Origin of the sequence: Aromatoleum sp., assembly GCF_036675785.1 — a bacterium.
Classification (GTDB): domain Bacteria; phylum Pseudomonadota; class Gammaproteobacteria; order Burkholderiales; family Rhodocyclaceae; genus Aromatoleum.
Genome location: NZ_JAKFEF010000069.1, coordinates 76,510 through 89,070 on the forward strand (window position 1 = coordinate 76,510; position 12,561 = coordinate 89,070).

The 12,561-nt window shown below is 64.1% G+C and carries 13 protein-coding genes and 1 tRNA gene; 2 read left to right on the forward strand and 12 right to left on the reverse strand.

What is annotated here, in order from left to right; genetic code table 11:
- Positions 1-4 precede the first annotated feature (4 nt).
- From pheS to V6M37_RS14815, 6 genes are all read right to left on the reverse strand, one after another.
- Positions 5-1,036, reverse strand: a complete 1,032-nt coding sequence (gene pheS, locus V6M37_RS14790; protein WP_332674576.1) for a phenylalanine--tRNA ligase subunit alpha — start codon at positions 1,034-1,036, stop codon at positions 5-7.
- Positions 1,037-1,102: 66 nt separating this feature from the next.
- Complete coding sequence (rplT, locus tag V6M37_RS14795; RefSeq protein WP_332674578.1) at positions 1,103-1,462, reverse strand: 50S ribosomal protein L20; 360 nt, start codon at positions 1,460-1,462, stop codon at positions 1,103-1,105.
- A gap of 12 nt (positions 1,463-1,474) precedes the next feature.
- On the reverse strand, positions 1,475-1,672 hold the full coding sequence (gene rpmI, locus V6M37_RS14800; protein ID WP_076602261.1) for a 50S ribosomal protein L35: 198 nt from the start codon (positions 1,670-1,672) through the stop codon (positions 1,475-1,477).
- Positions 1,673-1,813: 141 nt separating this feature from the next.
- Complete coding sequence (infC, locus tag V6M37_RS14805) at positions 1,814-2,335, reverse strand: translation initiation factor IF-3 (RefSeq protein ID WP_332674663.1); 522 nt, start codon at positions 2,333-2,335, stop codon at positions 1,814-1,816.
- Positions 2,336-2,362: 27 nt separating this feature from the next.
- Positions 2,363-4,279: a threonine--tRNA ligase gene (thrS, locus tag V6M37_RS14810; protein ID WP_332674584.1), complete on the reverse strand. Its 1,917-nt coding sequence runs from the start codon at positions 4,277-4,279 to the stop codon at positions 2,363-2,365.
- 153 nt (positions 4,280-4,432) lie between these two features.
- Positions 4,433-4,509: transfer RNA gene (locus V6M37_RS14815), tRNA-Val, on the reverse strand.
- A 233-nt stretch (positions 4,510-4,742) separates the two neighbouring features.
- On the opposite strand from V6M37_RS14815, the gene msrA reads away from it, so the two are divergent.
- Together msrA and msrB are read left to right on the forward strand one after the other, a co-directional pair.
- On the forward strand, positions 4,743-5,402 hold the full coding sequence (msrA, locus tag V6M37_RS14820) for a peptide-methionine (S)-S-oxide reductase MsrA (protein WP_332674586.1): 660 nt from the start codon (positions 4,743-4,745) through the stop codon (positions 5,400-5,402).
- Entirely contained in the window at positions 5,399-5,893 is a 495-nt protein-coding gene (gene msrB / locus V6M37_RS14825; protein WP_332674588.1) for a peptide-methionine (R)-S-oxide reductase MsrB, read from the forward strand. The genes msrA and msrB overlap by 4 nt, the downstream gene beginning before the upstream one ends.
- A gap of 56 nt (positions 5,894-5,949) precedes the next feature.
- On the opposite strand, the gene V6M37_RS14830 is transcribed toward msrB, so the two are convergent.
- The 6 genes from V6M37_RS14830 to V6M37_RS14855 form a co-directional block, all read right to left on the reverse strand.
- A complete protein-coding gene (locus V6M37_RS14830; RefSeq protein WP_332674590.1) occupies positions 5,950-7,554 on the reverse strand; it encodes a cytochrome D1 domain-containing protein in 1,605 nt (534 codons plus the stop codon).
- Positions 7,555-7,572: 18 nt separating this feature from the next.
- Positions 7,573-8,775: a heme d1 biosynthesis radical SAM protein NirJ gene (gene nirJ / locus V6M37_RS14835; protein ID WP_332674592.1), complete on the reverse strand. Its 1,203-nt coding sequence runs from the start codon at positions 8,773-8,775 to the stop codon at positions 7,573-7,575.
- A 119-nt stretch (positions 8,776-8,894) separates the two neighbouring features.
- Entirely contained in the window at positions 8,895-9,206 is a 312-nt protein-coding gene (locus tag V6M37_RS14840) for a cupredoxin domain-containing protein (RefSeq protein WP_332674595.1), read from the reverse strand.
- 83 nt (positions 9,207-9,289) lie between these two features.
- Positions 9,290-10,168 (reverse strand): ethylbenzene dehydrogenase-related protein, encoded by an 879-nt coding sequence (locus V6M37_RS14845; RefSeq protein WP_332674597.1) that lies wholly within the window; start codon positions 10,166-10,168, stop codon positions 9,290-9,292.
- Between the two features lie 46 nt (positions 10,169-10,214).
- Positions 10,215-10,826, reverse strand: a complete 612-nt coding sequence (locus V6M37_RS14850; protein ID WP_332674599.1) for a NapC/NirT family cytochrome c — start codon at positions 10,824-10,826, stop codon at positions 10,215-10,217.
- A gap of 65 nt (positions 10,827-10,891) precedes the next feature.
- Positions 10,892-12,538, reverse strand: a complete 1,647-nt coding sequence (locus V6M37_RS14855) for a cytochrome D1 domain-containing protein (RefSeq protein WP_332674602.1) — start codon at positions 12,536-12,538, stop codon at positions 10,892-10,894.
- Between the last annotated feature and the right edge of the window lie 23 nt (positions 12,539-12,561).

Here is a 12,561-nt window from a genome sequence, read left to right on the forward strand (position 1 = left end):
TCGATTACCTGAATTGGCTCGAGAAGCGCAGGTCGCCTTCGAAGAACAGACGCAGATCATTGACGCCGTAGCGCAGCATCGTCAGCCGGTCGGGCCCCATGCCGAATGCGAATCCCGTGTAACGCTCGGGATCGATTCCGCCGAAGCGCAACACGTTCGGATGAACCATGCCGCAGCCGGCGATCTCCAGCCAGCGGCCTTCGAGCGCGCCACTCATGAACGCGACGTCGATCTCGGCGCTCGGCTCGGTGAACGGGAAGAACGACGGACGGAATCGGACCTTGAGGTCGTCGCTCTCGAAGAACTTGCGCAGGAAGTCGGCGATCACGCCCTTCAGATCCGCGAAGCTCACCGACTCGCCGACCCAAAGCCCTTCGACCTGATGGAACATCGGCGAATGCGTCGCGTCCGAATCCACGCGATAGACGCGTCCGGGCACGATGATGCGCAGTTCGGGCAGCGACTCACTATCGCCGTAGCGCGCGACGTGCGCTTGCATCGTGCGGATCTGTACCGGGCTGGTGTGCGTACGCAGCAGCACGTCGTCATGGCCTTCGAGGTAGAAGGTGTCGTGCATCGAACGCGCCGGGTGGTTTTCAGGCGTGTTGAGCGCGGTGAAGTTGTGCCAGTCGGTTTCGATCTCGGGGCCGTCGGCGACGACGAAGCCGATCGAGCGGAACAGCGCCTCGATGCGCTCGAGAGTGCGGCTCACCGGATGCAGGCCGCCCTGCCCCTCACCGCGCCCGGGCAGCGTGACGTCGAGCGCTTCGGCCGCCAGCTGGGCCTGCAACAGCGCCTCGCGCAGCGCCTCGCGCCGAGCCTCGAGAGCCCCCTCGATCGCGTCCTTCGCACGGTTGATCTCGGCGCCGGCCGCACGCCGCTCCTCCGCGGCGAGCTTGCCGAGCCCCTTCAGGCGCTCGGTCAGCGCGCCGGTCTTGCCGAGGTAGCGGGCCTTGGCCTGTTCGAGTTGGACGCCGTCAGCGGCCGCAGCGAACTCCGCCGAAGCCTGTTGAACGAGTTGATCGAGCTTATCCATTTGCGTGCCATCGAAAATTCAGAAAAAAAAAGGAGGCCAAGCCTCCTTTTTTCGCGCCGCGTTGGCTTACGCAGCGAGTTTGGCCCGGGCCTGATCGGCAAGCGCCGCAAACGCCGCCTTGTCGAACACGGCCAGGTCGGCCAGCACCTTACGATCGACTTCGATCGCGGCCTTCTTCAGGCCGTTCATGAAGGTGCTATAGGTCAGACCGACTTCACGCGCGGCCGCATTGATACGGGCGATCCACAGCGTGCGGAACTGGCGCTTGCGCTGGCGGCGGTCACGGTATGCGTACTGACCGGCCTTCATCACCGCCTGCTTGGCGATGCGATATACGTTCTTGCGGCGGCCGCGGTAACCCTTGGCCTGATCGAGAACCTTCTTGTGACGCGCGCGGGCGGTTACACCACGTTTGACTCTGGGCATGGCGGTCTCCTATCAGGCGTAAGGCAGCATGGCGCGGATCAGCTTCTCGTCGGCGGCGTGAACTTCTGTCATGCCGCGCAGCTGGCGCTTGCTCTTGGTCGTCTTCTTCGTAAGGATGTGGCGCTTGAACGCCTGGGACCGCTTGATCCCGCCACTCGAGCGGACCTTGAACCGCTTCGCGGCTCCGCTCTTCGTCTTCATCTTGGGCATTGCTAACTCCAGGTTTATGAATGCCGTCAGGTAGCGTCGCCACGCGGCGCGTTTTCGACCTGACACCACTTGTTTTCCGCCGGACTTTGTCCCGCGGTTTTGCCCCCGCCCGAAAGCGGGAGGCGAATTCGTTTCGCCCGATCAGCGATTCTTCTTCGGGGAGATCACCATGATCATCTGACGCCCTTCCATCTTGGGCATCTGCTCGACCTGGCCGAGTTCTTCCAGGTCCGCCTTCACGCGCTCGAGCTGTCGCAGCCCGAATTCCTGGTGAGCCATCTCGCGCCCGCGGAAGCGCAAGGTCACCTTGCACTTGTCGCCGTCCTCGAGAAAACGCTTCAGATTCCGCAACTTGATCTGGTAGTCGTTCTCGTCCGTCGCCGGCCGGAGCTTGACCTCCTTGATCTGAACCTGCTTCTGCTTGAGCCGGGCCTCGTGGGCCTTCTTCTGCTCCTGGTACTTGAACTTGCCGAAATCCATCACCCGGCAGACCGGGGGCTGCGCCATCGGCGCGATCTCGACCAGGTCCAGCCCGGCCTCCTCGGCCGCGTTCAGCGCCGCGTTCAGCGACACGATGCCGAGCGGCTCGCCGTCTTCGCCGATCAGACGGACTTCGGGCGCGCTGATCTCCTCATTGACGCGCTGCTTCTTTTCTTGAGCGATGGTTCGTTCTCCACGAAAGCCAAAAAATCAGATCGAGGCCGACCGCGCTTCGACTTCGCGCTGCCAACGCTCGATCAATGTATCGAGGGTCATCTGGCCAAGATCCTGGCCGCCCCGAACGCGCACGGCCACGAGGCCCGCCGCCTTTTCCTTTTCGCCGATGACGATCTGGTATGGCAGTTTGTGCACGCTATGTTCGCGAATTTTATAGTTAATCTTCTCGTTACGCAAATCCGACTCGACCCGGAAACCCGCCTGCTTCAAGCGTTTCGTAACTTCAATTGCGTATTCCGCCTGCCCTTCGGAGATGTTCAGCACGACCGCCTGCACCGGCACTAGCCACATCGGCAGCGCCCCGGCGTAATGCTCGATCAGGATGCCGATGAAGCGCTCGAGCGAGCCGAGGATCGCCCGGTGCAGCATCACCGGATACTTCTTCGTATTGTCGTCGGCGACATACTCGGCGCCGAGGCGCACCGGCAGGTTGAAGTCGAGCTGCAGCGTGCCGCACTGCCAGACGCGGTTCAGGCAGTCCTTCAGCGAGAACTCGATCTTCGGCCCGTAGAATGCGCCTTCGCCGGGCTGCAGATCGTACGCGAGGCCCTGCGCATCGAGTGCCGCGGCGAGCGCCGCTTCGGCCGCATCCCACTGCTCGTCGGTCCCGACGCGCTTGTCGGGCCGCGTCGACAGCTTGATCAGGATCTCGTTGAAACCGAAGTCGGCATAGACCTTCTGCAGCAGTTCGATGAACGCCGCCGACTCGGCCTGCACTTGGTCTTCGGCGCAGAAGATGTGGGCGTCGTCCTGCACGAAATTGCGCACGCGCATGATGCCGTGCAGCGACCCGGACGGCTCGTTGCGGTGACAGGAGCCGAACTCGGCCATGCGCAGCGGCAGGTCGCGGTAGCTCTTCAGCCCCTGGTTGAAGATCTGGATGTGGCACGGGCAGTTCATCGGCTTGACCGCGAAGTCGCGCTTCTCGGACTGCGTCGTGAACATCAGATCCGAATACATGCCCCAGTGGCCGGATTTTTCCCACAGCGAGCGGTCGACGATCTGCGGGGTCTTCACTTCCTGGTAGCCGTTTTCGCCGATCGTGCGGCGCATGTACTGCTCGACCTGCTGCCACAGCGTCCAGCCTTTCGCGTGCCAGAACACCATCCCCGGCGCCTCTTCCTGGATGTGGAAGAGATCGAGCAGGCGCCCCAGCTTGCGGTGGTCGCGCTTCTCGGCCTCTTCGAGCATGTGGAGATAGCTCTCGAGGTCTTCCTTCTTCGCCCACGCGGTGCCGTAGATCCGCTGCAGCATCTCGTTCTTCGAGTCGCCGCGCCAGTACGCGCCGGCGACTTTCGTCAGCTTGAAGACCTTGAGCCGGCCGGTCGACGGCACGTGGGGGCCGCGGCACAGGTCGATGAAATCACCCTGGCGATACAGCGACACATCCTCGGCCTGCGGGATCGACGCGATTATCTCCGCCTTGTAGTTCTCGCCCTGCGACTTGAAGAACTCGACGGCCCGGTCGCGGGGCCACACTTCCCGCGCCACGGGAATCTCGCGCTTCGCGAGTTCCGCCATGCGCTTCTCGATCTTTTCCAGATCCTCCGGCGTGAAGGGACGCTTGTACGCGAAATCGTAGTAGAAGCCGTTTTCGATCACCGGGCCGATCGTGACCTGGGCGTCCGGGAACAGCTCCTTGACCGCGTGCGCGAGCAGGTGCGCCGTCGAGTGCCGGAGGACCTCGACGCCTTCATCGCTCTTGTCGGTGACGATCGCCAACGGCGTGTCGGTTTCGATGCGGTGCGAGAGATCGACGAGCCGACCATCCACCTTGCCGGCGAGCGCCGCCTTCGCGAGCCCGGCTCCGATCGACGCCGCCACCTCGGACACGGTGACCGGGCGATCGAAGCGGCGGACGGAACCGTCGGGAAGCGTGATGTTCGGCATGTGTCGAAGCCTCGGACTAGTGGTTCAGCGAACTGTGGACGAAAAAAAAGTGCGGACGGGCCGCACTTTTTCCTGCAGGTACTACAGTGGAGCCCGATTTCAGCTTCCGGCTACGGCAGTAGTTCGGAACATCCTTCTTCCAGCTCCAAGTGTTGGTAGGCGCGATTGGACTCGAACCAACGACCCCCACCATGTCAAGGTGGTGCTCTAACCAGCTGAGCTACGCGCCTGCAAGAGCTGCGCATTTTAGGCAAGCCGTTCGATCCGTGCAAGCATTTTTCGAATATTTCGGCGTTCCGGAGGTGCGGCGTGGGCGTTCAGGCTCTTACGCGTTGCGCAAAATTGCATTTGCGGCGGTTGCCCGGTCCTCGCACTCTCCATCCAGGCAAGATCGGCTGCAACTCGCGGGAATCGATTTCAATGCCGCCCTGTCCAACAAACGTTGTGAGCGGAGGAGGACTTGATGGCAGGGATCGTGCGCAGCCGGCGACGGGCGCTGGCCAATGCAGTTCTCGCGAGCGCTCTGGCAATCGCAATCTCGGACAGCGCCGCCGAGCCGGCGCAGGCCGCTCCGCAGCGGGCGACGGCGGTCTTCGCCGGGGGCTGCTTCTGGTGCATGGAGCCCCCGTTCGACAAGCTCGACGGCGTGATCTCGACGACATCGGGTTACACCGGCGGAAACGTCGCGAATCCGACCTACAAGGCGGTGTCGTCGGGTGGGACGGGGCATTTCGAGGCAATTCGCATCGAATACGACCCGAAGAAGATCAGTTACGAGCAACTGCTCGAAACCTTTTGGCCAAATATCGACCCGACCGATGCCGGCGGACAGTTCTGCGACCGCGGCAACCAGTACCGCGCCGCAATCTTTTACGCGGACGAAGCGCAGCGGGTCACGTCGGAACGCTCGCGTGAAGCGCTCGCGGCGAACAAGCCGTTTCCGCAGCCGATCGTCACCGAGATCGTTCCTGCCAGCACGTTCTATCCGGCCGAGGAATACCATCAGGACTATTACCTGAAGAATCCGCTGCGCTACAAGTTCTACCGTCACGGTTGCGGACGTGACCGGCGGCTCGAATCGCTGTGGGGCGACACCGCCGGCAATGGAGAGAAGCAACGATGAAAAGGCGTTTATTTCTGGCCGGCCTGCTCGGCACGGCGTCGATTCCGCTCATTCGCGCGACGCACTCGGCGAACGGGGAATCCGCGCCGGTGAAAATCGAGAAGATCCGCCGCTCGGAAGCAGAATGGCGCAAGGTGCTGACGCCGGAGCAGTTCGACGTCTTGCGCGACGAAGGAACGGAGCGTGCGGGCAGTAGCCCGCTCAACGACGAAGAGCGGGCCGGGGAATACCGCTGCGCCGGCTGCGATCTCGCGCTCTTCACGTCGGACATGAAGTACGACAGCGGCACCGGCTGGCCGAGCTTTTACACGTCGATCCCCGGACATTTCGAAACGAAGCGGGACTTCAAGCTGATCCTGCCGCGGACGGAATATCACTGCGCGCGCTGCGGCGGGCACCAGGGGCATATCTTCGACGACGGCCCGCCACCGACCGGCAAGCGCTGGTGCAACAACGGCGTCGCGCTGAAATTCGTGCCCGCGGTCGGCTGAGCGTCGGGGAGCGCACTGGAACGGCACGTTCCGGACGCCGCGCACGGCCCGCCGCGTCAGTGGCTCGTGCCTTCCTCGCGCGTGATCTTGTTCCAGACGTTGTACTTGCCGACCGGCTTCTTCATCGGGAGGCGCTTGACCTCCTCGAGCGTCTTCGCGTCGTAAACGATCACGGCGCCGTCCATCTCCCACAGGCTCGCGAGCGCGTAGCGCCCGTCGCGCGTGAACTCGATGTGCGCGAGCGTCTTGCCGGGGTCGGTCTTCAGTTCCCGCACGACTTCGAGCGTCTGCTTGTCGATGACCTGCAGCACGTTCTTCGCGTCCCGGCTCATCATCGAGTCGACGAAGGCGTAGCGGCTGTTCTCGTGGCTGCGCAGGAAGAAGCCGGGGCCGCGCGTCGGGATGCGTTTGACGACGCTCCAGTCCTGCATGTCGATGACCGTGACTTCGGCGGCCTTCAGGTTCGTGCTCGCCATCACGCGCCGGCCCTGCCAGTCCCAGGTGATCCCCGACCCCAGGTGCGGCATGCCGTCGAGCGGCAGATCGGCGATCTTGCGGCGCACGTCCAGCTGCACGACCTGACCGACGCCGTCGCGCGACGCGCCGAGCAGCGTCGAGTAGTCCTGCGTGAAGAAGAAGTCATCGAGCACTTCGGCGAGTTCGGTCCGCCGCGGGTTGAGGTAGCCGCGGACGAACGCGCCCTCGCGGTACTGGTAGTCGTGCACGTAACCGGTCGGGATTTCCTCGGCGGTCTGGTCGTAGCTGATCTCCCACACTTCGGGCACGTCCTTCAGCGCGGCGACGAAGGAGTTGCGCGGTGTCGCCTCATAGACTGCGGACACGCGCGACGTCTTCTTGCCTTCGCGGTCGGTGACGTCGATCGACTTCAGCAGGTTCAGGTCGCCGTCGAGCAGCACGAGCGTGTGGGGTAGGTAGTTCGCGACCGCGACGTGGCGGCCGTCGGGCGACACCGCGACGTTGCGCGTATTGATGCCGGCGCGGATCTCGGCGACGACCTTGAGGTTCCACAGGTCGTACTTCGTGACCCAGCCGTCGCGCGAGCCGAAGAACACGTAGCGGCCGTCCTGCGTGAACTTTGGCCCCCCGTGCAGCGCGTGGCGCGACGGGAAGCGGTGGATCGGCTCGAGGCGGTCGCCGTCGAGCACCGACACGTGGTGGTCGCCGCTCTCGACGACGACGAAGAGGTTCATCGGGTCGGCGTCGAACACCGGCTTCGCAGAGAGGGTCGCGGGATCGACATGCGCGATGCGCGACGCGCGGATGTCTGCCTCACTCCATTTTGGCGCCGGCACGACCGGCGAGTAGATCCACGCGCCGAGCGCGGCGATCTCGTCGGCGTTCAGGACGCCGCCGAACGCCGGCATCTGCGTCGCCGTGCGTCCGCCGCGAATCACGTCGAGCGCTTCGTCCTTCTTCAGGCGCGCGAGGTTTTCCGGCAGCAGCGCCGGACCGGTGCCGCCGAGGCGGTCCGCGCCGTGGCACGTCGCGCAATGTTGTTGGTAGTGACTTATGGGGCCTGGCGTGTCGTCCGCACGGGCGGACGCATAGCCGGCAGCCGCCGCGACGACGAGTGCGGCTGCGGCGACGATTCGGTACGGCGCACGGGCAGCGATGGTGCGTGGCGCATTGCGGGCTTTCATCGTCAATCCATTCGAAGGTCAGGCGCTGCGGCGGCGCGGAAACGGCGTCGTCACGACGCGCTCGCTGCCGTAGTCCGCCGCCGCGACGCCGATTTCCTCGTCGCTGAGATAACAGGCCGGATCTTCGACCCACGGGTCGCCGGTGATCTGCTGCGCGCGCACGCGCGAGCTGCCGTTGCAGATCGCGAGGAACTTGCACTCGCCACAACGTCCGACGACCTGGCGCGGATGACGCTTCAGCCCCGCCATCAGCGGGTCCGAGACGTCAGTCCAGATTTCCGAGAACGGCCGCTCGCGCACGTTGCCGAGCGGCACGTGCCACCACATCGTGTCGGGATGGACGACACCGAGATTGTCGATGTTCGCGACATTGACGCCGCTCGCGTTGCCGCCCCATTGCAGCAGCTTCGCGCGGATATGCTCGGCGCGGTCGGGAAAGCGGCGCGCGACCCAGTGATACATGTAGACACCGTCGGCATCGTTGTTGCCGGTGACGAATTCCTTCTCGATGCCGCGCCGGTGCAAATCCAGGCAGGTGTCGAACAAGAGATCCATCGCGCCGCGCGTCGTCTGGTGCCGCGCGTCGTCACCGCGGTACTTGTTGCCGCGGCCGGCGTAATTGAGGTGCGAAAAATAGAACTTGTCGATGCCTGCGTCCTCGACCAGATGCAGCAACGCCGGCAGATCGTGCGCGTTGTCCTCGGTCATCGTGTAGCGCACGCCGACCTTGATGCCGCGCTCGAGGCACAGCCCGATGCCGCGCATCGACGCATCGAACGCGCCGTCGAGGCGGCGAAACTTGTCGTGCGTCGCGCCGATGCCGTCGAGACTCACGCCGACGTAATCGAAGCCGGTTTCGGCGATCGCGTCGATGTTCGATCGGTCGATCAGCGTGCCGTTGCTCGACAGGCCGACATAGAACCCCATCGCCTTCGCGCGTCGGCCGATTTCGAAGATGTCGGGTCGCAGCAGCGGCTCGCCGCCCGACAGGATCAGCACCGGCACGTGGAAGGCCTTGAGGTCGTCCATGACGCGGAAGACTTCGTCGGTCGACAGCTCGCCCGGGAAGTCCTTGTCGGCCGAGATCGAGTAGCAGTGCTTGCAGGTGAGGTTGCAGCGGCGGATCAGGTTCCAGATCACGACCGGACCGGGCGGGTTGCCGCGCGGGCGCGCCGGGGTCGGGTGGTCGAGTTCGCGGATGAAGCTCGAGATGCGGAACATGGGACTCTCCTAGGTGCGGTGATTACACCGGAGACGCGGCGCCGGCAAAATGATGCGGGTCAAGCCAGAGGAGCGAAGACGACGGCATGGCGCCGCAGAGGGGGCCGCGGTCGGCCGCATCAATCCTCGACGACCACGACGCCAGTCATCTCGGGGTGCGGCCCGCAGTGGTACTCGAAGCGTCCAGCCGCGGGGAACACACGCGTCCATTTCTCGTCCGGGAACAGGCGTTCCGACTCCTCGCCAGTCGCGTTGAACAGCACCGAATGGCTCGTGCGTTTTTCGCGGTTGACCCAGGTCACCGTGTCGCCGGCGCGTATCCGCAACTCGGCGGGCGCGAACTTGTACTCGGCCACGCTCACCTCGTGCTCCGCGGCAATCGCGGTACCGGCCGCCGCCAGTGCGGCGGCGATCAGGATCGGTAGGGGCATCGGAACCTCCGTCAAGGGTGCGCACAGATAAAAAAGCCGTCTCCCGCACGCGCTGGGAGACGGCTCGCATGCGCAACGAAAGCTTACTGCTTCGCGGCGGTGATGTCGGCCTTCGCGTCGATGCCGAGATGGTGGCCGAGCGAGACGTGGTGGAAGCGGCCGGCCGCGCTGTCGTCATGGATCGCGAAGCCGAAGTTGTAGGTCTTGCCGCTTTCGAGCTTGACGTCGCCTTCGCCACCGCCGGCGAGCTTGCGCGTGAAGACGACCGTCCAGGTGTTGCCGTCGAGCTTGCCGTCGGCGCTGACGAGACCCTTGCCGCCTTCCATCACGCGCTTGTCGGCGACATAGCCGTCGTAGCCCTTCTTCTCGCCGCTGCGCCACTGGACGAGGTCGTAGAAGCGTCCCTCGGCGAGCGACCCGCCCTTGACGTACTTCGTCTTCGTCTCGGCCGCGCCCGGCATCGTGCGCGAGTCGTTGTGGCAGCTCGCCCAGCAGCCCGCGAGGTCGGCGAGTTCGACCTTGCCGCCGGATTCGAGCATGTACGCGATCTTGACCGGGTTCTTGTCGTCCATCTTCGCGCCGCCAGACGCCTTCGGCTGTGTCCACGAGAAGCGGAGATACAGGTTCTCGCCGTCGTGCGCGGCCTGCACCTTGACGGGAATCGCGGGCGCCTTGCCGGCGATCGGGCTCGGCTCGATCTTCTTGCCGGTCACCATCTTCGTGCCCATGTCGGACGCTTCTTCATCGTGGCAGTCCGCGCAGCGCTCGCCCTTCTTCAGCGCCCGCGCGCCACCGTGCTCCGTCCCCTTCGTGATCCACTCGATCGGCGACACGCCGGGATAGAGCAGCGTGATCTCCTTCGCCGGAATCTTGCTCCAATCCGCCGGCGCCGCCGCGAGCGCGCTGCCCGCTCCCACTGCCAGCAGAGTGCCGACCGCACTCGCGATCAAGGTCTTTCTCATGTTCGCTTCCTCTCAGTGAATGCTCGAATTTCGGGGCTGCCGCGGCTCAACCTTCATCTTCCTCGGTCATGCCTTCCGGCTTGTGGTGCGCGATGCCCTTGTGGCAGTCGATGCACGTCATGTTGTCTTCTCGCGCCATCTCGTGCTGCTTGCGCGCACGCTGCTTCTGCGTCTCGGTGTTCATGCTCTCGAGGCTGTGGCAGTTGCGGCACTCGCGCGAATCCGAGGCCTTCATCCGCTTCCACTCGTTCCTCGCGAGCTCCAGCCGCTTGGCTTCGAACTTCTCGCGCGTGTCGATGCTTCCGGTCAGTTTGCCCCACACCTCTTTCGACGCCTGGACCTTGCGGATCATTTTGTGCGTCCAGTCCTTCGGCACGTGACAGTCGGGACAGGTCGCCCGCACGCCGGTGCGGTTCGAGTAGTGGATGGTCTCCTTGTACTCCTGATAGACGTTGTTCTCCATCTCGTGGCACGAAATGCAGAACTTCTCCGTGTTGGTCGCCTCGAGCGCGGTGTTGAAGCCGCCCCAGAAGAAAACGCCCGCAATCACGCCCACCGTCAGCAAGCCGCCGAGCGAATACTTCATGCTCGGCCGCCGCAAGGACGCCCACGGCCCGCCCCGCTCTTGCCGCTTGTTGTCGCCGCTGTTGTCTGTCATTGCATTCTTCCTAGGCCATCCCCCGCCGCGGCGGGGGATGGATCAGCAGGAGATCGGCAGCGCGATCAATAGATGTCCTGCATTGTGTTGAACACGTTGAACTTGCCGGTCGGCGTGACGATCGACGGGTCGGTGATGACCTTCTTCAGCTTAAGGGTCTTGTCGTCATAGACGACAATCGCCGACTGGTCCGTCTTGCCGCCCCACAGCGAGATCCACACCTCGTTGCCCGCCTCGTTGTACTCGGGGTGGGTCGCGCGGCGGATCGCCTTGCTTTCCGGCAGGCCCGAGTCCTTCGCGACGTCGAGGCGCTGCGGCTCCTTCGACAGGTCGTTCATGTCATATACATACACCGACTCGGCGACCTCCCGCTCCGGGTTCATCGGCGCGTCGGCCCACAGGTGCTTCGACTTCGGGTGCGTCTTGACGAACAGGTTGCCCGCCCCCGGCATCTTCAGCTCCTGCACGACCTTCCAGTTCTTGTCCTTGTACTTAGCGTACTTGGCTTCGTCCGACGCGGTCGAGATCACGGAGATCACGTCGGCGCCGAGGTGGCCCGTCGTCCACACCGGACCGAACTGCGGATGGACGAAGTTCGCGCCGCGGCCCGGGTGCGGGATCTTCGCGGTGTCGATCAGCGCCGCGAGCTTGCCGGTCTTCGTGTCGACCGCCGCGACCTTGTTCGACGCGTTCGCCGCGACCATGAAGTAGCGCTTCGACGCGTCCCAGCCGCCGTCATGCAGGAACTTCGCGGACTCGATCGTCGTCGTCTTCAGGTTCTTGATGTCGGTGTAGTCGACCAGCATAATCTGCCCGGTCTCCTTCACGTTCACGACCCACTCCGGCTTGATGTGCGAGGCGACGATCGACGCGACGCGGGGCTCGGGGTGGTACTCGCCGTCGACCGTCTGGCCACGGGTGGACACGACCTTGATCGGCTCCAGTGTCTCGCCGTCCATGATCGAGTACTGGGGCGGCCAGTACGTGCCGCCGATCAGGTACTTGTCCTCAAAGCCCTTGAACTTCGACGTATCGACCGAGCGCGCGTCCGAGCCGAGGCGGACCGTCGCGACCGTCTTCGGCTCCTCGTACCACATGTCGATGATCGTCGTCAGGCCGTCGCGGCCGACCGTATACACGTAGCGACCCGACGCCGACAGCCTCGAGATATGCACGGCGTAGCCGGTGTCGAGCACCTTCCAGATCTTGTGCGTGTCACCGTCGATCAGCGCGAGCTTGCCCGCGTCGCGCAGCGTCACCGCGAAGACGTTCTTCAGGTTGATGTTGTTCATCTGCTTCTTCGGACGCTCGGCAACCGGAACAAGGAGCTTCCAGCTGTTCTTCATGTCCTGAAGCGAGAACTCCGGCGGCACATCCGGCGTGTTCTGGATGTACCGCGCCATCATGTTGATTTCGTCCTTCGTCAGGATGTCGTCGTAGTTCACCATCCCGCCTTCGGTGCCGTAGGAGATGATCTTCTCGAGACGCTCCGTGCCGAGCTTGAGCGTGCCGCCTTCGGTCTTGGTGCCGTCGGCCGCGGTCTTCGTCCAGTGCGGCTCGAGGTTCTTGCCGGTCGCGCCCTTGCGCAGCACGCCGTGGCAGCCGGCACATCGCTCGAAGTAGATCTGCTTGGCTTTCTCCTTCTCGCCATCGGTCATCTCAGGCGCCGATTGCGCCCAGACCGCTCCGACAGCCATCGGGAGTACCGCCATGGCCAATGCCTTTCCCATCCAAC

Excerpts from the sequence above, each read along its gene's own strand:
- thrS (WP_332674584.1), bottom strand. The coding sequence starts at position 4,279 with ATGCCGAACATCACGCTTCCCGACGGTTCCGTCCGCCGCTTCGATCGC.
- msrB (WP_332674588.1), top strand. The coding sequence starts at position 5,399 with ATGAAAAGGCGTTTATTTCTGGCCGGCCTGCTCGGCACGGCGTCGATT.
- V6M37_RS14840 (WP_332674595.1), bottom strand. The coding sequence starts at position 9,206 with ATGCCCCTACCGATCCTGATCGCCGCCGCACTGGCGGCGGCCGGTACC.
- msrA (WP_332674586.1), top strand. The coding sequence starts at position 4,743 with ATGGCAGGGATCGTGCGCAGCCGGCGACGGGCGCTGGCCAATGCAGTT.
- rplT (WP_332674578.1), bottom strand. The coding sequence starts at position 1,462 with ATGCCCAGAGTCAAACGTGGTGTAACCGCCCGCGCGCGTCACAAGAAG.
- V6M37_RS14855 (WP_332674602.1), bottom strand. The coding sequence starts at position 12,538 with ATGGCGGTACTCCCGATGGCTGTCGGAGCGGTCTGGGCGCAATCGGCG.
- V6M37_RS14845 (WP_332674597.1), bottom strand. The coding sequence starts at position 10,168 with ATGAGAAAGACCTTGATCGCGAGTGCGGTCGGCACTCTGCTGGCAGTG.
- nirJ (WP_332674592.1), bottom strand. The coding sequence starts at position 8,775 with ATGTTCCGCATCTCGAGCTTCATCCGCGAACTCGACCACCCGACCCCG.
- rpmI (WP_076602261.1), bottom strand. The coding sequence starts at position 1,672 with ATGCCCAAGATGAAGACGAAGAGCGGAGCCGCGAAGCGGTTCAAGGTC.
- V6M37_RS14830 (WP_332674590.1), bottom strand. The coding sequence starts at position 7,554 with ATGAAAGCCCGCAATGCGCCACGCACCATCGCTGCCCGTGCGCCGTAC.
- V6M37_RS14850 (WP_332674599.1), bottom strand. The coding sequence starts at position 10,826 with ATGACAGACAACAGCGGCGACAACAAGCGGCAAGAGCGGGGCGGGCCG.
- pheS (WP_332674576.1), bottom strand. The coding sequence starts at position 1,036 with ATGGATAAGCTCGATCAACTCGTTCAACAGGCTTCGGCGGAGTTCGCT.